We start from the raw sequence: 20,829 nt of genomic DNA on the forward strand, positions 1-20,829 counted from the left end.
CCCGGTCCGGGCGCCTCAGTCGTAAGAATGGTTCCTCTCAAGGCGGGTGGGCTGCGGCCGAAGATCAGATCGAAGCGCACCCGAGGAGCAACCGTGCCGGAACCGATCAGCCTCGTGAACGACAGCCACACGCCGGCGCTCGCGGAGGCATCACTGAGCCTGCTGGTGCAGGAACGCATGATCGTCGTGCTGAACGCGAAGAACGGCACGGTCGTGTCCGTGAACGACCGGGTGCTGGAGACGACCGACCTGCCGCCGGCGGACCTGGCCGGCAAGCGGCTGGAGGAGGTCTGGCACCTGCAGTCGCAGATCATGGACCAGCTCCTGGACAGCGCGCGGGCGGGGCGGTTCCTGGAGCAGGTGACGTCGATCGTCGACAGCGGCGGGCGGCAGCGGTGGCTGCGGTTCAACAGCGGGCCGGTGCGCGGCGCGGGCAAGGAGCCGGACGCGATCCTGCTCACCGCGTACGACATCACCGACGACCGGCGCGTCCTGGCGGAGCTGCGCGGGCGCTACACGGCGGTCGACCGGGCGCAGGCGGTCGTCGAGTTCGACCTCAACGGCGAGGTCATCGGCGCCAACGAGAACTTCCTGAACCTGACCGGCTACTCGCTCGGTGACGTGGTCGGCAAGCACCACCGGATGTTCGTCGACGAGGCGTTCGCCAACAGCGCCGAGTACACCAAGCTGTGGGAGCGGCTGGTCCGCGGGGAGTCGGAGAGCGGGGAGTTCAAGCGGATCGGGCGCGGCGGCCGGGAGGTGTGGCTGCGGGCGAGCTACAACCCGATCCTCGACCTCGAGGGCCGCCCGTACAAGATCATCAAGTACGCGATGGACGTGACCGACCAGAAGCTGCGCACGGTCGAGTTCGAGGGCAAGGTCGCCGCGGTCGACCGGGCGCAGGCGGTCATCGAGTTCGAGCTCGACGGCACGATCCGGCAGGTCAACAAGCACTTCCTCGACGCCACCGGCTACACCGCCGACGAGCTGATCGGGCAGCACCACAAGATCCTGGTCCCCGAGGACGAGGCCCGCGGCACCGGCTACCGCAACTTCTGGCAGAAGCTCGCCAAGGGCCGCTACGAGGCCGGCGAGTACCGGCGGATCGGCAAGAACGGCCGGGACGTGTGGCTGCAGGCGTCCTACAACCCGATACTCGACCTGGAGGGCCGCCCGTACAAGATCGTCAAGTACGCCACCGACATCACCGACTCGAAGCACCGCAACGCCGAGTACGAGGGCAAGGTCACCGCGATCGACCGGGCGCAGGCGGTGATCGAGTTCGACCTCGACGGCACGATCCTCGACGCGAACCGCAACTTCCTGCACCTCACCGGCTACACCAACGTCGATGAGGTGCGCGGCAGGCACCACCGGATGTTCGTCGACCCGGCGCAGGTCGGCGGCGACGAGTACCGCGTGTTCTGGGAGGCCCTCTCGCGCGGCGAGTTCCAGACCGGCGAGTACAAGCGGATCGGCAAGGGCGGCAAGGAGGTGTGGCTGCAGGCGACGTACAACCCGATCTTCGACCTGGAGGGCCACCCGTACAAGATCGTCAAGTACGCCAGCGACATCACCGCGCAGAAGTCGCGCAACGCCGAGTTCGAGGGCAAGGTGGCGGCGCTGAACCGGGCCCAGGCGGTCATCGAGTTCGACCCCAAGGGCATCGTCCTGGACGCCAACCGCAACTTCCTGGACCTGTTCGGCTACACGATCGACGACCTCCGCGGCAAGCATCACCGGCTCTTCGTCGAGCCCTCGGAGGCGGCCTCGGAGCAGTACGAGGAGTTCTGGGGACGGCTGCGGCGCGGCGAGTACGACACCGGCGAGTACAAGCGGATCGCCAAGGACGGCCGGGAGATCTGGATCCAGGCGTCCTACAACCCGATCCTCGACCTCGACGGCCAGCCGTACAAGATCGTGAAGTTCGCGGCGGACGTGACGGCGTCGCGGCTGCGCAACGCCGAGTTCGAGGGCAAGGTCACCGCGATGGACCGGGCGCAGGCGGTCGCCGAGTTCGACCTCGAGGGCAACATCATGAACGCCAACGACAACTTCCTGCGCACCATGGGCTACACGCTGCGCGAGATCGTGACACAGCACCACAGCATGTTCTGCACCCAGGACTACATCACCTCGCCGGAGTACCGGGACTTCTGGCTGCGGCTGAGCCGCGGCGAGTTCCTCGCGGGCCGGTTCCACCGGGTCGGCAAGTACGGCCGCGACGTGTACCTGCAGGCCACGTACAACCCGATCTTCAACCTCAAGGGCGAGCCGGTGAAGGTCGTCAAGTACGCGCAGGACATCACCGAGCAGATCGCCCTGGAGCACCGGCTCACCACGAAGACCAGGGAGATGAGCGGCGCCATCGACGACCTGTCGACGTCGATCGCGCAGATCGTCGGCAACGCCGGCCACGCCAGCGAGCTGGCCGGGGAGACCCAGTCCAACGCGCAGCGCGGCTTCGAGGAGCTGCGCAAGTCCATCGACGCCATCGACCTGATGGAGCGCTCCTCCGACCAGATCGCGGCGATCGTGCAGGTCATCGGCGAGATCGCGTCGCAGACGAACCTGCTGGCGTTCAACGCCTCGATCGAGGCGGCCCGCGCCGGCGAGCACGGCGTCGGGTTCTCCGTCGTCGCCGGTGAGGTGCGCAAGCTGGCCGAGCGGTCCTCGGAGTCGGCGCGGGAGATCAGCCGGCTCATCGTCGAGTCGGCGACCCGGATCAACCAGGGTGCGCAGGTGGCGCACCGGGCCCAGGACGCGTTCGAGGAGATCCTGCGCAGCGTCGGCAAGACCTCCGAGTCGATCCACCAGATCGTCACGTCGACCCGCCACCAGCAGGAGACGTCGAAGACGGTGAACACCCTGATCGGCGACCTGATCGGCGCCGCGCCCACCGAGCAGCCATGACCGGCACGCTGTACGGGGTGTTCACCGTCGCCGACGTGCAGGTGGCGCTGCCGCTGTCCGAGCTGCGCGAGGTGATCCCGTGCCCAGCCGCGTTCGACCCGCTGCTCGCCGTCGCGCCCGGCCTCGTCGGCGCCGTCAACCTGCGTCACCAGGTGATCCCGGTGCTGGACCTGCGGCAGCTGCTGGATCGCCGGGAGGCCACCGACGCCGAGGTCGCCGAGGTCGTCGTGGTCGTCACCTACGACGGCTCGGTGTTCGGCCTGCTCGCCAACGTGGTCCGCGGCGTCGTCTTCATCGAGGACGACGCGCACCTGGACATCAGCGTCAACGCCGACCTGCCGCTCTTCAGCCGCACGTTCGAGCGCCCCGACGACAGCGCCGTCGTCAGCGTCCTGGACTGCGCCGCGGTGAAGCACACCCCTGGCATGGTCCTCGCCGCCGACACCGGCGGGCCGAGCGGCGCGGTCGCCCAGGCGCGGCAGGCGGCGGCCGGGATCTCCGCCGGCGGCCGGCGGATGATGATGCTGCTGCGCTGCGGCGAGATCGGCCTGGCCGTCGACGTGTCGCACATCCACTCGGTGGTGCCGGAGCTGGTGCTCAAGTCCTCGCCGCTGGACGGCCCCACGATCCACGGCGTCGTCCGGCTCGGCGACCGGTTCGTGCCGACGGTCGACACCCTCGCCGTGCTGGGCCTCGGCGCGCTCACCCCGGTCGACGTCAAGCGCGGCGTGTCGCTGTCGTTCGAGCGCGGGCTGCTCGCGTTCGCCGTCACGGAGGTCGTCAGCATCATCGCGGTGCCGGACGCCGACGTGCTCCCGATGCCCGGGTTCGGCCTGCCCGCCGCGGGCCACGCCATCGGGATCCTGCCCGGCCAGGAGGGCGGCTCCTACCTGGTGCTCGACGGCGCGGCGCTGCGGGCGGACGAGGACCTCGGCACGATCGCCGCGCTCGGCACGCCCGCCGGTGGCGCGCCGCCCGTGACCCGCGTCGCCGCGCGCCCGGAGGCGGCCGACCCGCGCTTCGACGGCCGCGCGATCGAGACCAGCGTGCGGAAGTTCCTCACGTACGACGCCGGCGTCGAGCTCGCCACGCCGCTGACCCAGATCAGCGAGATCGTGCCGTACCCCGCCGACGTCATCCCCTTCGCCGGCGGCGGCCCGCTGCGCGGCGTCTTCACCCACCAGCGGGCGTCGGTGCCGCTGTTCTGCCTGACCGGCCTGCTCGGCGGGCACCTCGAGGCCGACGAGGCGACCGCCCGGGTGCTGCTCGTCGAGGCCGGCGCCGCCCGCGCCGGCTTCATCGTGCCGCAGCTGCGCGCCATCGAGGAGTCCGCGTGGGAGGAGCGCCGGACCGGCGCCGACCCCGGCGCGCCCGTCAGCCTCGCCGGCAGCCCGCTGGTGAAGATCGACGGCCGGATGCTGCCCCGCATCGACCTGGAGCAGGTCGTGCGGGCTATGGTGGGCGATCATGGACGGTCTGATCCGGCTGGAGATCGACGGGCACTCGCCAACGCCTGAGGAGCTGTACTTCCCGGCACTGGTCAACTACGGGCACCTGACCGCGCTGCAGGTCCGCTCCGGTCGCGTGCAGGGCCTCGGCCTGCACCTGAGCCGCCTGGCGTCGGCGTCGCTCGCCCTCTTCGACACCGCCCTGGAGCCGGAGCACGCCCGCTCGCTGCTGCGCCACGCCGTCCGCGACACCCCCGACGCCGCCGTGCGGGTCAACGTCTATCAGCCGAGCCCGGACGCCCCGCTGTCGGTGCTCGTGGCCGTCCGCCCGCCCGCCTACCCGTCGCCCACGCCCCTGCGGCTGATGTCCGTGCCGTACCAGCGCCCGGTCGCGCACATCAAGCACCTCGGCGGCTTCGGCCAGATCTACTGGGGCAGGGCCGCCGTCGAGCACGGCTTCGACGACGCGCTGCTCACCACCCCCGAGGGCGAGATCACCGAGGCGGCGGTCCACAACATCGCGTTCTTCGACGGCACGCACGTCGTCTGGCCGGACGCCCCCGCGCTGCCGGGCATCACGATGCAGCTCCTCGAACCGCTCCTGCCCTCCCGCCGCGCCACCGTCACCCTCGAGGACCTGCCGCTCTACACCGCCGCGTTCGTCACCAACTCCATCGGCGTCGCCGCCGTCTCGGCCGTCGACGAGCACGTCTTCGCCGTCGACGAGACCCTCATGGCCGGCGTACGGCAGACGCTGCAGGACGTCCCCTGGGACGAGCTCTGACCCCGCCTCACTCCTGAGAGGGAGGGCGAAGACCGCTCCCCGCGGCGAGGTGCCGGCACGGTCACCGCGACCAATATCGTCGGCATGTTCCGGATGTTGACAGCGCTGGCGTTGCGCCGGCCCGTGATGGTCATCGTGTTCTGGGTGGCGGTCGTCGCCGTGGGGTTCGGCGTCGGCGGCGGGGTGTTCATGAAGCTGACCGCGCAGGTCGCGACCGTGCCCGGGTCGGAGACCGAGCGGGCCCTGAAGCTGCGGGACGAGGCCGCCGGGCCGCAGCCGGCGCAGCTGACGGTGGTGGCGACCGGCGGGGTGGACCTGACGGCGGCGCTCGCCGACGTGCGGGGGTTCGACGGGGTCAGCCAGGTCGGGGCGCCGCTGCCGGCCGCCGACGGTCAGGCGACGCTGCTGCAGGTCACGGTCAAGGACGCCGTCGTGGCGCAGAAGGTCGCGGACCGGCTGCGGACCACGGGCGTCACCGTCACCGGCGGGATGCTCACCGACGCGGAGTTCGGCGGGCAGGCCCAGTCGGACGTGCAGCGGGCCGAGCTCTACACGATGCCGATCGTGCTGGTGCTGCTCGTGGTGGTGTTCGGCGGGCTGCTCGCCGGGGCGATGCCGCTGCTGGTCGCGCTCGCCGGGATCGGCGGCACGTTCGGGCTGCTCTACGCGCTCAGCTTCGGCACCGACATCTCCGTCTACGCGATCCAGGTCGCCACGATGCTCAGCGTCGGTCTCGCCGTCGACTACGGGCTGCTGCTGATCAGCCGGTTCCGGACCGAGCGCGCGAACACCGGCGACGTCAAGGAGGCGCTCGCCGCGGCGGTGGACAAGGCGGGCCGCACGATCGCGGTCACCGGCCTGACGGTCGCCGCCAGCCTGCTGGGGCTCGCCGTGTTCCCCGACGCGTTCCTGCGGTCGATGGGTCTCGCCGGTACCGGCGTCGTGCTGGTCAACATGGTCGCGGTGCTCACGCTGCTGCCGGCGGTGCTGGCGCTCGTCGGCCGGCGGGTCAAGCCCGCGAAGCCCCGCACGGGCGACGGCGTCTTCGGCAGGATCGCGGTCGCCGTGCAGCGCCGGCCGCTGCTGACCACCGTGGTGACCGCCGCCGGGCTGCTCGCCCTGGCCGTCCCGGCCCTGGACATGCGCCTGGGCAACAGCGACGCGCGGGCGCTGCCGGCCTCGACGCAGACCCGGCAGCAGTACGACCAGCTGGCCGCGCACTTCCCCGAGCTCGTCGGGCCGGACGACATCGTCGCCGTGGTCCGCGCGTCCGCCACCGACCCCGCGACGCTGCAGTTCGCCGAGCGCGTCCGGGCGGTGCCGGGCGTGACGAAGGTCGAGGTCGAGCCCCTGTCGGCGGCCGTCGCTCTGGTACGAGCCGCGCCCGCCCACCGCCCCGAGACCTCGCAGGGCCGCGCGACGGTCAACGCGGTGCGGGACGTGCCGGCGCCGTTCGAGGTGCTCGTGACCGGCGCCGCGGCCCAGCTCGTCGACTACCGGGGGATGCTGGCCGGCTACGGCCCGATCGCCGCGCTGGTCGTGGTCGCGGCGACGATCGCGCTGCTGGCCGCGTTCACCCGGTCGGTCCTGCTGCCGCTGAAGGCGGTCGTCACCAGCGTCCTGAGCATCGGCGCGGCGCTGGGCGTGGTGACGCTGGTGTTCCAGGAGCGCGGCGACCTCGGCATGATCGACCTGACCGTGCCGGTCCTGGTGGCGGCGATCGCGTTCGGTCTGTCGGTCGACTACGAGGTGTTCCTGCTCGCCCGCATCCGCGAGCACCGGCTCACCGGCGCGGACTCCCGCCGGTCGGTGGCGGTCGGGCTGCAGGAGACCGGCCGGATCGTCACGTCGGCGGCGCTGCTGCTCGTGGTGGTGTTCGCCGGGTTCCTGGTCGGCGGGTTCGCCCCGATCCGGGAGATCGGCCTGGGCCTGGTCGTGGCGATCGTGCTGGACGCGACCGTGGTCCGGATGCTGCTGGTCCCGGCGACGATGACCCTGCTCGGGAAGGCCGCCTGGTGGCCCGGCCGGGTCCCGCCCGCGGTCACCGCCGTCCAGGAGGACACCCGTACACCGGCGGCGGCTGCGACAAGGTAGGCCTGACCCGACTGAATGGGCCCGCCCGGCGCTCCCATGCCGGACGGGCCCTGTCTGCGCGGTCATGAGGAACCTGCCCGGGCCGGTGGCGGCCGGCCCGGGCAAGCCTGCTGAGAGCGCTCTCACAGTGTTGTACGTCGATGGAGCAGAAATGTCAAACGGTGTTAACAGAAATCGGTCACGGGAAGCTGACCAGGTACACGGGGACCGTGTTCTGGCCCTGCGCCGGGCCGCCGGTGGTGTTGATGACGTGGGCGATCGTGCCCTTGCCGCCGAGTGAGACCGTGAGCAGGTCGTGGAACTTCACGCCGGCCGTGACCGGGGACTCGAAGCCGTGCTCGGCGACGATCGTGGAGTCCACGTTGAAGTTGCAGTAGCTGCCCATCCCCCACGCCTCGTGGGTCGTCACGCTGTCGGCCACCTTGTACGCGGCGTAGCCCCGCGCCCCGGTCCGCCAGGCGGACTGGCTCGGCGGGTCGTATGGCATCTCGTTCTGGAAGAAGATCGTCCGGCCGCCCTGGCCGTTCCAGACCACCTCGTCCTTCTGGTAGTGCTCGACGAACAGGCCGTAGGCGGAGACGTTGTCGCCGTTGACGATCAGCCCGGTGTCGGCGGTGTTGACGGTCCAGCCGACGCCCGCGCCGTGGTCGGCGCGCCAGGCCCAGATGTGGTCGATGATCGCGTTGTCGGAGTTGACCACCAGGCTGTTGGTCGCCTTGCCGGGGCCGGCACCGCCGATGCGGAAGAACACGTCCTGCACGGTGGTCGGGTTGGTGGCGTGGCTCGCGGCCGAGCCGGCCGGGCCGATCGTGAGCAGCGTGTCGGAGTTGGCCGTGCCGGCGTCGAAGAGCACCCCGGCGATCTTCACCCCGTCGACGTCGGCGACGGTCATCGCGTTGACGCCGTTGTCCGGGATCAGCGTCGGGTACCCCTCACCCAGGATCACGGTGTTGGGGTTGGTCACGTTGAGCGTCTGGTTCAGGTGGTAGATGCCCGGGGTGAAGAACAGGTGCCGGCCGCAGGCGAGGGCCGCGTTGATCGACGCGGCGGTCGCGCCGGGCTGCACGACGTAGAAGCTGCTCAGCGGGATCGACGTGCCGGGCGTCGAGCCGCCGGACCAGGTGGTGCCGGCCGCGTTGGTGCGCAGGTTCGGCACGAACACGTTGTAGGCGCCGCCCGACTGGTACAGGTAGGGCTTCTCCCGGATCACCGGGGTGGTGGGCAGGACGGTGTAGGGCGGGCTCGGGAAGCTGTTCGCCGGGGCGCCCTGCACACCGGAGAACACCATGTTCCACACGCCGTTGACCCAGCCGCCGATCGAGCTGTCACGGGTGTACCACTGCTGCTGCGAATACGGCCCGACGCTGCCGTCGATCTTGCTGTCGGCGATGTAGCCGCCGCTGGCCCAGCCGTAGCCGTTGGGCGCCAGGTTGAGCTTGCCGCGGATGTGCACCCGCCGCATCGGCGCGGCCTGCGCCACCGCCCACCGGTCGCCGTTGTTGGCGTTGCTCGGCACGATCGACAGGTTCTCGATCGAGCGCCAGAAGTTCTGCGTCGCGTTGCCGCCGAACCAGCCCGCGTCCACCGTCACGTCGCCGTTGATGACGACGTCGTCCGGGTTGCGACCCAGGCCGATCACGGAGGTGTAGAAGCCCGTGTTGACGTTGATGCCGCTGTACGTGCCGGGCTGGAACGCCAGCACGTAGCGCTGCGCACCGAACTGGTTGGACTCCTGCGCCGCGAAGACCTCGTTGACGCGGGCCTGGATGGTGCTCGCCGGCATCGACGGGTCGAACACGATGAAGTTCGGCGGCAGGGTCGGGTTCGCCGGCGGTGGCGTCGGGCAGACCGGCGGCTCGACCGGCGTGCCGCTGTAGACCGCGAGCTCCTTGATGGAGTAGCCGTAGTTGTTGGCCCGCTGCGTGCCGTACACGCGCAGGTAGCGGCCGCTGCCACTGACGGTGAGCGTCTGCGTGCCGCCGGTGCTGGTGGTGGTCGAGTAGATCGACGTCCAGCTGCCGGCCGCGCCGGTCGGCGACACCTCGACGCTGAACGCCTTGGCGTAGGACGTCTGCCAGGTGATGACGACCTGGCAGACGTCGGTGACCGCGCCGAGGTCGACCTGCAGCCACTGCGGGTCACTGAAGGCGCTGGACCACCGGGTCGCGGTGTTGCCGTCGACGGCCTTGTTGGGGGTCAGGTTGCCGTTCTCGTTGGACGACGAGGTGGCGGGCTTGTTGAGCGCGACGTTGGTCGTGCCGCAGGCGGCGTGCGCGACGCCCGTGGTGGCACCGATGGCGGCGACGGTGCCGCCGAGCATCAGTGCCACGCTGAGCAGGGCTTTCGCCGCCCGGCTGGAGGCCGCGTCGTGGGCAGGGGGCATTGGTGCATCTCCCTCATTTGGCGGGGTGGGGACATGTGCCTCGGACGGTAGTGACGCCCGTCCGGCGGCGGCAATCGTTTGCCATCCATTTGCCAAACTCGATCTTTGACGGTCACGTTGAGTCAGAAACCTGACGAACCAGCACCGAATTGGGGACCCGGGTGTCATGCGCCCCGGCGGATGCCTACGCTCACCTGCGAATACTTCTCCGGGGAGGAAGACAGATGGCCGTTCACGTCGACCTGCAGGCAACGCCCGAGGTGCTCCGCCAACGCCTGTATGACGGTCACCTTCTGGTCATGACGAAGCTGCCGTCCGTGGCGAAGTTCGTCGACCACGCCAGGCAGCAGCTGACCGAGCTCTTCGCGCCGCACGACCCGGAGCACGCCCACGAGCACTTCGAGCCGGCCGCGATGGCCACCCTGCTCGGGCCGTGGAAGCCGCGGTTCATCCACGACGAGCGGTCCAAGAAGCTGGTCCGCAACATCATCGAGGAGGCCGGCTTCACCGCCGAGGAGACCCACTTCGACGTGCCGAAGCCCCGCACCTCGTTCCCCGTCGGCCACCTGACCACGGGCGTCGCGTTCGCCTTCCCGTGGCACCGCGACGTCTGGTACTCCGCGCCGAACCAGCAGCTCAACTGGTGGCTGCCGATCTTCCCGGCCCGCGACACCAACGCGATGTCCTTCGACCTCGACCGCTTCAACGCGCCGGTCGCGAACAACTCCGGCGACTTCGACTACTACGCCAACAACGTCGGCCGGCTCACCACCGCCGCGTCGGTCAAGCGGGAGGCCCAGGTCCGCCCCGGCGCCACCGACCACAACCCGCCGAACGAGCTGGTCGTGCTGCCCGCGCCCGGCCAGGTGCTGCTGTTCTCCGGCGCCCACCTGCACCGGTCGACCCCGAACACGTCGGGCCTCGCCCGCTACAGCGTCGACTTCCGCACCGTGCACGTCCCCGACGTCGTCGCCCGCCGCGGCGCGCCGCTCGCCGACACGTACTGCACCGGCACCGCGATCCGCGACTTCGTCAACGTCGCCGACGAGACCCGCTTCGACGAGGCCACCGTCCGCTCCATCTACGGCGAGCCCCCGGCGGACGCGATGCTCGTCTTCGAGGCCCCGAAGGCCTGACGCGCGACCCACCCCCGTTGTGGCAGGGTGGCGCGGGTGACCGACACCCGGGCCGCCCTCGCCACCGTGCTCCGCCACGCCGCCGCGGAGTTCGCGGAGCTCACGAACCGCTCAGTGGTCGGCTCAGTGGACGGCTCAGTGGACGGCTCGGTGGACGGCGCTCCCGTCGAGGCCGACGCCCTGGCGGCGGCCCTGGACGCGCTGACCGGATCCGGCGACAGCTCCCTCGTGCCCGAGCTGCACACGCACCTCGCCCGGTTCCTCGACGACGGCAACCCCGCCGGCCGGGACCTGATCGCCCCGGTGCTCGCGGCGATCGCCGGCCCGGACGCGCTGCCGGCGCTGCTGGAGGCCGCTGCCCGCGACCTCAGCGACAGCCAGGTGGACCTGGACATCACCATCGCCGAGCTGCTGCGGGCCGACCCTGCGCGCGGGCGCCGGCTGGTGACCGAGTACGCCACCGACGGCAGCGTCGAGCGGCGGCGCGTCGGGCTGCACGCCTTCGGGCACCTGCCGGGCCCGAAGGACATCGATCTGCTCGCCGCGGCCCTCCACGACACGGACCGATCGGTCCGGTTGAGCGCCGCCGGGCAGCTCGACATCGCGGTGCGGCACGACGCGGCGTACGCGGCGCTGGTCGAGGCGCTGCGCAGCCCGTTCGAGGAGACCCGGGCGGCGGCGGTCGAGTCGCTGCGACGGTCCGGGCGGCCCGGCGCCGTCGCCGACCTCGCCCCGGCCGCCGACGACCCGTCGCCGCGGGTGCGGGCGGCGGTGGCGAACACGCTCGGCCGGCTCGGCGGGGCCGCCGCGGTGACCCTGCTGCGCCGCCTCACCGACGACACCGAACGCTCCGTCCGCGAACACGCCCGGGCCGCGCTCGGCCGCCTCAACGACCTCGGCCCGCTGCTGGCGCTCGCCGCCGACCCCGCGCCCGGCAACCGGCTCTCCGCCGCCAAGGCGCTCGGCCCGGCCGTCGACGCCGACCCCCTGGCGGCGCAGCGCCTCGCGGACCTGCTGCGCGACGACGTGGCGGCGGTGCGGGCGGAGGCCGTGAGCGCGCTGTTCGCGACCCGGGACCGGGGCCGGTGGGCGCCGCTGGTGCTCGGCCTCGCCGACGACCCCGACCCCGTCGTGCGGCAGCGGGTCGCCGTCATCCTCAGCCACCTGGACCGGAGCGCGGCGGTGCCGGTGCTCAGGCGGTACATGAGCGACAACGACCCCACGGTGCGCTGGGTCGCCTCGACGCGGCTGGCACAATGACGCGGATGCTGACCGTTGGTGCGATCGTCCTCGGCGTCGACGACGTGGCGCGGGCCACCCGCTTCTGGCAGGAGGCGGTGGGGTACCGTCGGCACGAGACCGGGTTCGGTGGTGCCGCGACGATCCTGGTGCCACCGGACGGCGTCGGCACGCCGATCGCGCTGCAGCGCAACGTCACTCCCCCGCAGGCCCACCCGCGAATCCACCTGGACCTGCACGTCGCCGACGCCGCGCAGCTGTCGGCCGAGGCGGCGCGGCTGGAGGCGCTCGGCGCGTCCCATGTGGACTGGGACAGCTATCCGGCCGACCCCGACTTCGTGGTGCTCGCCGACCCGGACGGGAACCGGTTCTGCATCGTGAATCTGGGTCACGTTCCTTCGACGTAGTCCACAGTGGACACTGCCGCGGATCTGACTGTTGCCGGCAACAGGGTTGTGATGTTTCGGTGGGACAATGACGGGGTACCGGGCGAGCTCGCGCGGGGAGAAGGGGGAGCCGATGCGATTGGCCGTGCTTGACGTGGGCTCCAACACCGCGCATCTGCACGTGGTTGACGCCCACCCGGGAGGCCCGCCGCAGTCGGTGTTCCGGCTCAAGGCCCCGACGCTGCTCGCCGACTCCGTCGACGCGGACGGTGCGCTGTCCGACGAGGCCGTGGACCGGCTGGTGTCCGCCGTCACCGAGACCGTCGACGCGTCCCGCCGGCACGCCGTCACCGACCTGATCCCCCTCGCCACGGCGACGATCCGCGACGCCACCAACGTCGAGGAGATCCGCGACCGGGTCCGCGAGGTCACCGGCATCGAGCTGCGCTCGCTCAGCGGCGAGGACGAGGCCCGCGTGACGTTCCTCGCCGTCCGGCGCTGGCTCGGCGACACCTCCGGTGCGCCCGGCGCGCCCGGCGCCCCGCTGCTCCTGCTCGACATCGGCGGCGCGACGACCGAGATCGCGGCCGGCCCCGGCGAGCAGCCCGGGTTCGCGGTGTCGCTGCCCCTCGGCGCGGCCCGCATCACCCGCACCATGCTGCCCTGCCACCCCGCCCGCCGCCGCGACGTCGAGGCCGTGCACCGGCACGTGCTGCGCTCCGTCCGGCCGTATGCGTCGTCCGTGCCCGCCGGCGCGCTGCAGGTCGCGACGTCGAAGACGTTCAAGCAGCTCGCCAGGGTCGCGGGCGCCGAGGGCCGGCTCACGCTGCGCGGCCTGCACGACTGGATCCCCCGGCTCACCGCGATGCGCCCCGAGGAGCGCGCCGCCCTGCCCGGCGTCGCCGCGAGCCGCTCCCGCCAGCTCCTCGCCGGTGCGGTCATCGCCGCCGCCACCATGGAAGCCCTCGACATCGACCACGTCGACGTCTGCCCCTGGGCCCTGCGCGAAGGCCTCCTGCTCCGCCGCATCACGGAGCTGTCCCGCTCCTGACCCGCCGGCTTCCCGGTGTCAGGCGCCCGCGCCGGGGCCGGAGTCGGCGGCGCCGGACGGTGTACCGTGCGCCGTGACCTACTACGCGGACCTGACGCCCTACGCCTACGGCGGTGACACCGACACGCTGCGGTATGGCCGGAGCTGCGTGCGCTACCGCCCGGAGTACGAGCGGCGCAACATCGGCTGGCTGAGCGCGGAGCACCCGTTCGAGCGGGGCCCGGTGCCGGACTGGTTCGCCGGCGCGGTCCTCGACGCGATCGGCAATCCGTCCGTCAACACGTACCGCGGCCTGCACGACTGCGAGTTCTGCCCGCCCGGCGAGGGCATCATCACCGATCCGCGGCCGGGCGGCAGTTACCTGGCCTACCACGAGATCCGGGTGCCGGCCGGGCCGGGCGTGATGTTCGCGGCGCCGTCGCTGGTCTGGCACTACGTGACCGCGCACGAGTACCGGCCGCCGGCGGAGTTCATCGAGGCGGTGCGGCGCTACGACGCCGGCTGGGCGACCCAGCCGGGACCCTGGATCCCCGCCGACGCGGAGCGCCTTTTCTAAGGTGGCCCGGAGCCCGACCTCGACGAGCAGGCGGCCGCGAGCCGCTTCCCGGTGGGGTCAGGGGCCGTAGCGGCGGGTCGGCGGGGCAGCGGGTTTCGGGCCCGCGGGTTTGCGGGCGGCGGGGGCGAGGCAGAGCTGGGTCTGCTCCTGCATCGCGTAGGGCTGGGCGGGGTCGGGGCACGAGCCGGCCGGGAAGACCCTGGCGGTGACGGTGTAGGCGTCGGGCTCGGTGCAGTCGACGCGGCGGGCCTGGGCGCCGTCCTGGCGGACGCACTGGCCGACCTGGATCGTGGGCAGCTGCTCCGACGGCGCGACGGCGAAGCCGACCCACACGCCGGTGGCGATGGCCACGACCGCGCCGGTGAGGGTGCCGGCGGTGATCTTCGCGGCGCGGACGGCCTTCGACCTGGTGCTGCCGGCCGTGATGTTCGCGGGCTTGCGCCGCACCTTGGGGGCCTTCCGCGGCGCGGTCGTCGCGGGGGCGGGTGCCTGGCCGAACGGCGGCTCGGACCACGGCCACGCTGACGACTGCTGCGGCGCGCCGGTCGGGTACGGGTGGGGATCCACCCACGGGGCCTGGGGCGGCGCGGAGGCCGGAGGCTCGGGCGACCCGGACGCCGAATACGTGGTCCACGCCTCGTGCGGGACGAACGTCTCCTGCTGATGCCACGTTTCCTGGGGGGCGTGCGGAGCGGCGTCGCGGGGGTCCCAAGTCTCGTGACGAGCCGAAGCCGCGTGCGCGGCTCCGTGCGGGTCCCAGGGCTCCTGGCGAGCCGAAGCCGCGTACGGAGCGGCCGCATGCGGGTCCCAGGGCTCATGGTGGCCGGGTGCCGCGCCCCAGTCGGGCGGGGGCGCGGCGGCGTACTGGTCCGGTGTTGTGCGCGGGTCCCAGGGCTCCTCTTCGGGCGAGCCCCACGAGTCCTGCGGCGTCTCGTGCGGGTCCCAGCTGTCGTCCAGCGCCGCGGCTGCCTGGGGAATCGATGCCCGCTGGCGGCCGGAGCCGGGGTGCCTGCCGTACGTCCTGCGCCGGGCGCCCGGCGAGTGGTCCGCGGCGGACGCGCGCGCGGCCGATGCCGGGTGTGCGACGGGGGGCGGCTGCTCGACCGGAGGCTCCGGGTCGGCGTCGGTCACATGCGAGACGGCGGACGCGTGTGCCCTGGACGCCGGGTGCGGGACGCGCGGCGGCTCCGGCTCCGGGGGCTCGGCGACCTCCGGCTCCGCGGGCGCCTCGTCGGCCACCGCGTCGGTTGCCGGCGGCCCGGAAGCGGGCGGCACCGACACCGGCGGCGCGGAAGCGGGCGGCGCCGAGACCGGCGGCGCGGAAGCGGGCGGCGCCGAGACCGGCGGCCCGGAAGCGGGCGGCACCGACACGGGCAGCGCCGACACGGGCAGCGCGGAGAGCGGCGGCCCGGAAGCGGGCGGCACCGACACCGTCGGCGCCGACACGGGCGGCGCCGACACGGGCAGCGCGGAGAGCGGCGGTGCCGAGACGGGCGGTGCCGAGACGGGCGCCGGGGCCGCCGAAGCAACAGAAGCCGCCGAAGCGGCAGCGGCCGAAGCAGCAGGAGTTTCCGAATCGGCAGGAGGCGCCGACGCGGCAGGTGAGGTCTCGGCCGACGCCGGCGGCACTCCGGCGGAGGAGGAGGACGACGCGAACGGCGACGGACCGGCGGTCGGCGGCACGAAGGACGGTCCGGCAGCGGGCGCGAACGGCGACGGACCGGTGACGGGCGGCGTGAAGACGGGCGGCGACGACACCGGCGGAGCGGAGACGGGCGGTGCGGCGGTGGGCGGTACATCGGCCGCATCCGCACCAGAAGCAGCATCCGCGACAGAAGCAGCGTTCGCGGCCGAGGCAGCCGCGCGGGAGGCGGCCGCGGCGGACACGGTGGCGGCGGTGGCGCGGCGCGGGCGGCGGGCGGCGCTGCGGGGGCGGACCGGCAGGCAGCCGTCGGCGACCGCGAGCGTCGGCCGGCGGTCCAGGGTCGGCTCGAAGCCGAGCCGGTCGCGCAGCAGCCGGGACACCAGCGGGATGCGGGAGGCGCCGCCGATGAGCAGCACGCCGGCGACCTCCTCGGCCATGAGGCCCGCCTCCGTGATCGCGCCGCAGGTGGCCTCGACCGTCCGGTCGAGCAGCGGACGGGCGACCTTTTCCAGATCTTTCCGGTCCAACAGGACCGATTCCTCGAACAGCGGCACCTGGATCGTGGTGGACTCGGCCACGGAGAGCAGTTCCTTGGCGGCGCGGACCTCGTCCAGCAGGCGCCGGCCGGCGCGCCAGTCCTCGACCGTCTGCGGGCGGGTGAGCCGCTCCCACCTGATGGTGTCGTCGGCAAGGACGGCGCCGAGGTGCCTGACGATGGCCGCGTCGAGGTCGAGGCCGCCCGCGTCGGGCAGGCCGCGCTGCGCGAGGACCTCGAACGTCGCGCCCGTCCGGCAGACGACGGCGGCGTCGAAGGTGCCGGCGCCCAGGTCATACACGATGAGGGACATGCCGTCGGGGACGTCGAGGGTGCCGGAGTCGACGACGTGCAGGGCCGCCGCGACGGGCTCGGCGACGAGCCGGGTGGGGCCCAGGCCGATCTTCGCGGCGGCGCGGGTGAGCGTCTGCTGTTGGCGGCGGTCCCAGCAGGCGGGATGGCTGAGGGTCACGGTGCTCATCGGCTCGCCCGCGATGCGCCGCGCCTCGGCCGCCACGCGGGCCAGGACCGCCGCGTACAGGTCGGTGACCGGGCACTCGACGCCGCCGAGGACGACGCCGCCGGTGTCGACGCAGCGCTTCGGGTACGCGGCGAGCCGGTCCGGGAACGACTGGCCGAGGGCGAGCGCGTCACGGCCGGCGAGCAGGTGCGGCGCGTTGTCCAGACACGTCGCGGACGGCATGAACTCCTCGCCGTCGAACAGCAGCGGATGGTGCACGCCGTCCGGCCCCGCGAGCACCGCGACGGTGTTCGAGGTGCCGAGGTCGACGCTCAGCTGATAGCCTCCCACCCATTCAGGCTAAATGTCCTACAGGCCCGTTGTCTCACGGTTGGTACGGTGGCGCGACGCCCCACCCCCAGCGCGGGACGGGCGCCTCCTTCGGCGGCTGCGCGCCCGGTTGGGAGTTCTCCCGCGCCAGCCTCGTGCCCCACTCCAGGTAGCCCACGAACGCCGCCCGGAACTCGGGGTCGCCGGGCAGGCCGACCTCGTCCGCGGTGTCGAGCATCAGGTTCACCCAGCGGCGCCGCTGCTGCTCGGTGATGCCCCTGCCGAGGTGCTGGCTCAGCATGTACGGGTAGCCGCCGTGCCGCTCCGTGTAGGTGGCCGGCCCGCCGAACACCTCGGCCAGCCACACCGCGACGTGCTCGGCGTGGTGCGGGCTCATGTGCGCGAAGACCGGCGCGAGCACCTCGTCCTGCGGGACCTTGCGGTAGAACGCCTCGGTGAGCTTCTTCAGCGCCTCGGTGCCGCCGGCCCACTCGTACAGCGTCGGTGTCTTGGATGAGTCAACGTCGCTCATGGGGAACACCCGACCACACCCCGCGGTTGTCGATCAAGTACGCACCTTCTGGTGAGTAGGGGACCGAATTGAACAAACCCGTGGCGGACAAGCGCTACCACTGCCCGGTGGAGCTCGCCGTCGACGTGATCGGCGGCCGCTGGCGCCCGGTGATCCTCGCGCACCTGAAGGAGGGCGTGCACCGGTACGGTGAGCTCCGCCGTCGCATGCCGCAGATCAGCGAGAAGATGCTGGTGCAGCGCCTGCGCGAGCTGGAGTCCGACGGCCTGGTGTCCCGCCACGACCACGGCACCGTCCCGCCGCACGTCGAGTACCGGCTCACCGACGAGGGCGCCAGCCTCGCCCCGGTCCTGCAGGCCCTCTACGACTGGGGCTCCGCCCGCGCCGCCCGCACCGGCACCCCCGTCGGCTAGACCGTCAGCAGGGTCTTGCCGACGGTCTGGCGGGACTCGATGGCGGCGTGGGCGTCGGCGGCTCGGGCCAGGGGGAAGGTCTGGCCGATGACCGGGCGCAGGCGGCCTTCGGCGGCGGCGCGCAGGGCGCGGGTCGCCAGCTCCGGGGCGCGGCGGCCGATCGCCAGCAGGTCCGGGAAGCCGAAGGCCGTCACGCCGTCGCCGGGCTGGGTCGGCGGGCCGCCCGCGGCGCCGTGGACGACGAACCGGCCGGCCGTCACGGCGAGGGCCGCGCGGCCGATGGCGCCGCCGACCCCGTCGTACACGACGTCGAGATCCTTGAACGGCTCGGTCCAGCCGGGCGTGGTGTAGTCGACGGCCTCGGCCCCGAGGTCGCGGACCAGGGCCAGCTTCCGCTCCCCCGACGCCGCCCCGATGACGCGCGCCCCGGCGTCCAGGGCGAGCTGGACGAGGAGGCTGCCGACGCCGCCCGCGGCCGCCTCGACGAGCACGGTCTCACCCGGTCGCGGGCGGGCGAGCTCGTGCAGGCCGAGCGCGGTCCGGCCGTCGGCGACAAGCGCCGTGGCGTTTGGCGTGGACACGCCGTCCGGGATCGGGACCGTGTCGCGGACCGCGGCGACGGCCAGCTCCGCGTAGCCGCCGGTGCCGTTCAGGCTCGCCACGACCCGCCGCCCGACGAGCGCGGGGTCGCCGCCCGGCCCGACCGCGGCGACGGTCCCGCCGACCCCGTTGCCGAGCACGGCGGGCGGGACGGCGCCCGCCTTCGGGGCCCGGCCGGCCCGGGTCTGCGTCTCGATGAACGTGATCCCGGCCACCTCCACCCGGATCAGCACCTGGTCCGGCCCGGGGACCGGCTCGTCCGCCTCCCCCAGCTCCAGCACCGACGGGGGACCGACCGCACGCCACCACACAGCTCGCATCACCCGGCGATCCTGCAACCTCAACTTGGGTTCAGGTCAACCACCCGGTTGCCGTGATCCGGTATTAGTTGACGATGGACTATCCGGCGTATCTCGCGACGATGCCGATGCACGCGATCACCGAGGTCTACGGGGAGGACGGGCTGCGGGAGCGGTACCGGCTCGAGACGCAGCGGTTCGCGCCGCAGGAGCAGGAGCGGCTGGTCGAGGCGCTGGAGCTGGCGGCGCGGTTGCACAAGGACGACCGGCGGGTGCGGGAGCCGTACGTCAACCATCTGCTGCGCGTGGCGATCCGGATCATGCACCACTACGAGGTCGGCGACGTCGACGTGATCGTGGCGGCGGTGCTGCACGACGCGGTCGAGGACCACCCGGACGAGTTGGCCGGCACGCCCGGCGCGACGACGGAGGCGGCCCTGGCGGTGCTCGCCGCACGCTTCGGCGAGCGGACGGCGCGGCTCGTCGCGGCCGTGACCAACCCGGTCTACGACCCGGCCGTCGACAAGCACACCCAGTACCGGCAGCACGTGCGCGACAGCCTGGAACGGGAGCCGTGGGCGCGGGTGCTGAAGGTCTCCGACTTCACGGACAACGGCGTCGGGGTCATCCACACGACGGGGCCGAAGGTCGCCTCGTCCGCGGCGAAGTACCGGCCGCTGGTCCCCGTGCTGCGCGAGCTGGTGGCCCGGCCCGACACCCCGCTGTCACGGCTGGTGAAGCAGCACATCTTCCGCCAGCTCGACCTCGCCGAGGAGCGCTTCGCCGCGATCCTGGACCCGGCGTGACCGGCTACGGGGCGACCCTGACCGCGCCGGGGAGGTCGCCGGGGTCGGCCCAGCGGTATGCGGTGGTGAGGCCGCGCGGGTCGAGGTGCAGGGCGTTGAGGATGAGGCGGTGCTGGAACTCGGCGTAGACGGGGCCGGTGCCGTCGAACTCGCCGCGCAGCGCCCGGCCGAGGCGGGTGGTGTCGACCTCGCCGGTGCCGAACGGGGCCAGCCGGGCGGCGTCGTCTGGGGCGGGGCGGTCGGAGCGGTACCGGTGCACGAACCGGCCCTCCCGGTAGGCCTCCAGCTGCAGCCAGTCGGAGTCCTCGACCACGTTGGCCAGGGTGGCCCAGCCGGTGCCGGCGCCGATGCGCTCGGCCAGGTCGCCGGGGTCGGCGAAGTCGAGGTCGCCCTCGCGCGGGATGACCGCGGTCCGGTCGGGCGCGGCGGGCAGCGCGATCGCGTCGACGCCGGCCACGGCCAGCGCGTCGCAGACCGGTCCGAGCGCGGCGGCCACGAGCAGCGTCTGGTAGCTCGTCCCCATGCGCTGACGGTACCGTGACGGCGATGGACGACTGGCGCAAAGACCGTATCCGGTCGGCACTGGAAGGTCGCAACCCGACCGTGCTGGCCCGGCTGTCGTCGGGGTTCGCGGTGATCGGCGACACGCAGTTCCTGCCGGGCTACTGCCTCCTGCTGTCCGACGACCCGTCCGCGGACCGCCTGGCCGACCTGTCGCGCTCCCGGCGCCTGGCCTTCCTGGCGGACGTGGACCTCATCGGCGAGGCGGTGCAGACCGTGTGCGCGCGGCACGATCCGCAGTTCCGCCGGGTCAACTACAGCGTGCTCGGCAACCTGGACCCGATCCTGCACGCGCACATCCATCCGCGGTACGGGTGGGAGCCGCCGGAGCTGCTGCGCGGTCCGGTCAGCCACTACCCGGTCGCGGCGCACACGGTGCCGCTCGGGCCTGGGCACGACCAGCTGCGGGCCGACCTCGCCACGGAGATCGCCCGGCTGAGCGCCGAGTACGACGAGCCGGCCCGCGTCCCGGAGGACTTCCCGGGGCTCTAGTGCAACGTTTGTTAAGTCGGAGGTAGGTTGGGTTTGTAGGGCGGGGTTGAGGTGTTCGGGGGTGAGTGTCGTGCCCATGTTCTTGGCTGCCCGTCCTCCCGTGGATGCGGAGGAGGAGCGGAGGGTCCGGAAGTTGGCCGGGGCCAGGCATGCGCCGGCGGACTGG

General features: G+C 72.7%; 17 protein-coding genes. 12 read left to right on the forward strand and 5 right to left on the reverse strand.

The genetic code is table 11. The features are described from left to right. Window positions 1-93: 93 nt before the first annotated feature. From AB0J72_RS21870 to AB0J72_RS21885, 4 genes are all read left to right on the forward strand, one after another. A complete protein-coding gene (locus AB0J72_RS21870; RefSeq protein ID WP_363401408.1) occupies window positions 94-2,913 on the forward strand; it encodes a PAS domain-containing methyl-accepting chemotaxis protein in 2,820 nt (939 codons plus the stop codon). Beyond that, window positions 2,910-4,430, forward strand: coding sequence for a chemotaxis protein CheW (locus tag AB0J72_RS21875; RefSeq protein WP_363401410.1), 1,521 nt, complete (start codon window positions 2,910-2,912; stop codon window positions 4,428-4,430). The genes AB0J72_RS21870 and AB0J72_RS21875 overlap by 4 nt, the downstream gene beginning before the upstream one ends. Further along, window positions 4,381-5,145, forward strand: a complete 765-nt coding sequence (locus tag AB0J72_RS21880) for an aminotransferase class IV (RefSeq protein WP_363401412.1) — start codon at window positions 4,381-4,383, stop codon at window positions 5,143-5,145. Before AB0J72_RS21875 ends, AB0J72_RS21880 begins: the two co-directional genes overlap by 50 nt. A gap of 93 nt (window positions 5,146-5,238) precedes the next feature. Beyond that, the gene (locus tag AB0J72_RS21885) at window positions 5,239-7,239 is read left to right on the forward strand and encodes an MMPL family transporter (RefSeq protein ID WP_363401414.1); all 2,001 of its coding nucleotides are present in this window, start codon (window positions 5,239-5,241) and stop codon (window positions 7,237-7,239) included. A 178-nt stretch (window positions 7,240-7,417) separates the two neighbouring features. Here the strand turns inward: AB0J72_RS21885 and AB0J72_RS21890 are convergent, their stop codons facing one another. Continuing rightward, entirely contained in the window at window positions 7,418-9,622 is a 2,205-nt protein-coding gene (locus AB0J72_RS21890; protein ID WP_363401416.1) for a discoidin domain-containing protein, read from the reverse strand. 224 nt (window positions 9,623-9,846) lie between these two features. Between AB0J72_RS21890 and AB0J72_RS21895 the strand changes: the two genes are divergently transcribed. The 5 genes from AB0J72_RS21895 (at window position 9,847) to AB0J72_RS21915 (ending at window position 13,990) form a co-directional block, all read left to right on the forward strand. After that, a complete protein-coding gene (locus tag AB0J72_RS21895) occupies window positions 9,847-10,758 on the forward strand; it encodes a hypothetical protein (protein WP_344505643.1) in 912 nt (303 codons plus the stop codon). 36 nt (window positions 10,759-10,794) lie between these two features. Further along, entirely contained in the window at window positions 10,795-12,018 is a 1,224-nt protein-coding gene (locus AB0J72_RS21900; RefSeq protein ID WP_363401419.1) for a HEAT repeat domain-containing protein, read from the forward strand. Window positions 12,019-12,023: 5 nt separating this feature from the next. Then, window positions 12,024-12,404: a VOC family protein gene (locus tag AB0J72_RS21905; protein WP_363401421.1), complete on the forward strand. Its 381-nt coding sequence runs from the start codon at window positions 12,024-12,026 to the stop codon at window positions 12,402-12,404. A gap of 112 nt (window positions 12,405-12,516) precedes the next feature. Next, window positions 12,517-13,434: a hypothetical protein gene (locus AB0J72_RS21910; RefSeq protein WP_363401423.1), complete on the forward strand. Its 918-nt coding sequence runs from the start codon at window positions 12,517-12,519 to the stop codon at window positions 13,432-13,434. Window positions 13,435-13,507: 73 nt separating this feature from the next. Further along, window positions 13,508-13,990: a hypothetical protein gene (locus AB0J72_RS21915; protein ID WP_363401425.1), complete on the forward strand. Its 483-nt coding sequence runs from the start codon at window positions 13,508-13,510 to the stop codon at window positions 13,988-13,990. Between the two features lie 57 nt (window positions 13,991-14,047). Here the strand turns inward: AB0J72_RS21915 and AB0J72_RS21920 are convergent, their stop codons facing one another. Together AB0J72_RS21920 and AB0J72_RS21925 are read right to left on the reverse strand one after the other, a co-directional pair. Next, window positions 14,048-16,981 carry an Hsp70 family protein gene (locus AB0J72_RS21920; RefSeq protein WP_363401427.1) on the reverse strand — a complete coding sequence of 978 codons (2,934 nt, stop codon included), beginning with the start codon at window positions 16,979-16,981 and terminating at the stop codon, window positions 14,048-14,050. A 34-nt stretch (window positions 16,982-17,015) separates the two neighbouring features. Then, complete coding sequence (locus AB0J72_RS21925; protein WP_363401429.1) at window positions 17,016-17,492, reverse strand: group II truncated hemoglobin; 477 nt, start codon at window positions 17,490-17,492, stop codon at window positions 17,016-17,018. A gap of 68 nt (window positions 17,493-17,560) precedes the next feature. Between AB0J72_RS21925 and AB0J72_RS21930 the strand changes: the two genes are divergently transcribed. Beyond that, entirely contained in the window at window positions 17,561-17,905 is a 345-nt protein-coding gene (locus AB0J72_RS21930; RefSeq protein WP_344499654.1) for a helix-turn-helix domain-containing protein, read from the forward strand. Here the strand turns inward: AB0J72_RS21930 and AB0J72_RS21935 are convergent. Then, window positions 17,902-18,825, reverse strand: coding sequence for a zinc-binding dehydrogenase (locus tag AB0J72_RS21935; RefSeq protein WP_363401442.1), 924 nt, complete (start codon window positions 18,823-18,825; stop codon window positions 17,902-17,904). The two genes, AB0J72_RS21930 and AB0J72_RS21935, sit on opposite strands and share 4 nt — an antisense overlap. Before the next feature lie 74 nt (window positions 18,826-18,899). Here AB0J72_RS21935 and AB0J72_RS21940 point away from each other — a divergent pair, with 74 nt between their 5' ends. Beyond that, entirely contained in the window at window positions 18,900-19,610 is a 711-nt protein-coding gene (locus AB0J72_RS21940; protein WP_363401432.1) for an HD domain-containing protein, read from the forward strand. 4 nt (window positions 19,611-19,614) lie between these two features. Here AB0J72_RS21940 and AB0J72_RS21945 read toward each other — a convergent pair whose 3' ends face one another. After that, complete coding sequence (locus AB0J72_RS21945) at window positions 19,615-20,133, reverse strand: hypothetical protein (protein WP_363401434.1); 519 nt, start codon at window positions 20,131-20,133, stop codon at window positions 19,615-19,617. Window positions 20,134-20,156: 23 nt separating this feature from the next. On the opposite strand from AB0J72_RS21945, the gene AB0J72_RS21950 reads away from it, so the two are divergent. Continuing rightward, entirely contained in the window at window positions 20,157-20,663 is a 507-nt protein-coding gene (locus AB0J72_RS21950; protein WP_363401436.1) for a diadenosine tetraphosphate hydrolase, read from the forward strand. The last annotated feature ends 166 nt before the right edge of the window (window positions 20,664-20,829 follow it).

The organism is Dactylosporangium sp. NPDC049742 (genome assembly GCF_040674675.1).
GTDB classification, from domain to species: Bacteria; Actinomycetota; Actinomycetes; order Mycobacteriales; family Micromonosporaceae; genus Dactylosporangium; species Dactylosporangium maewongense.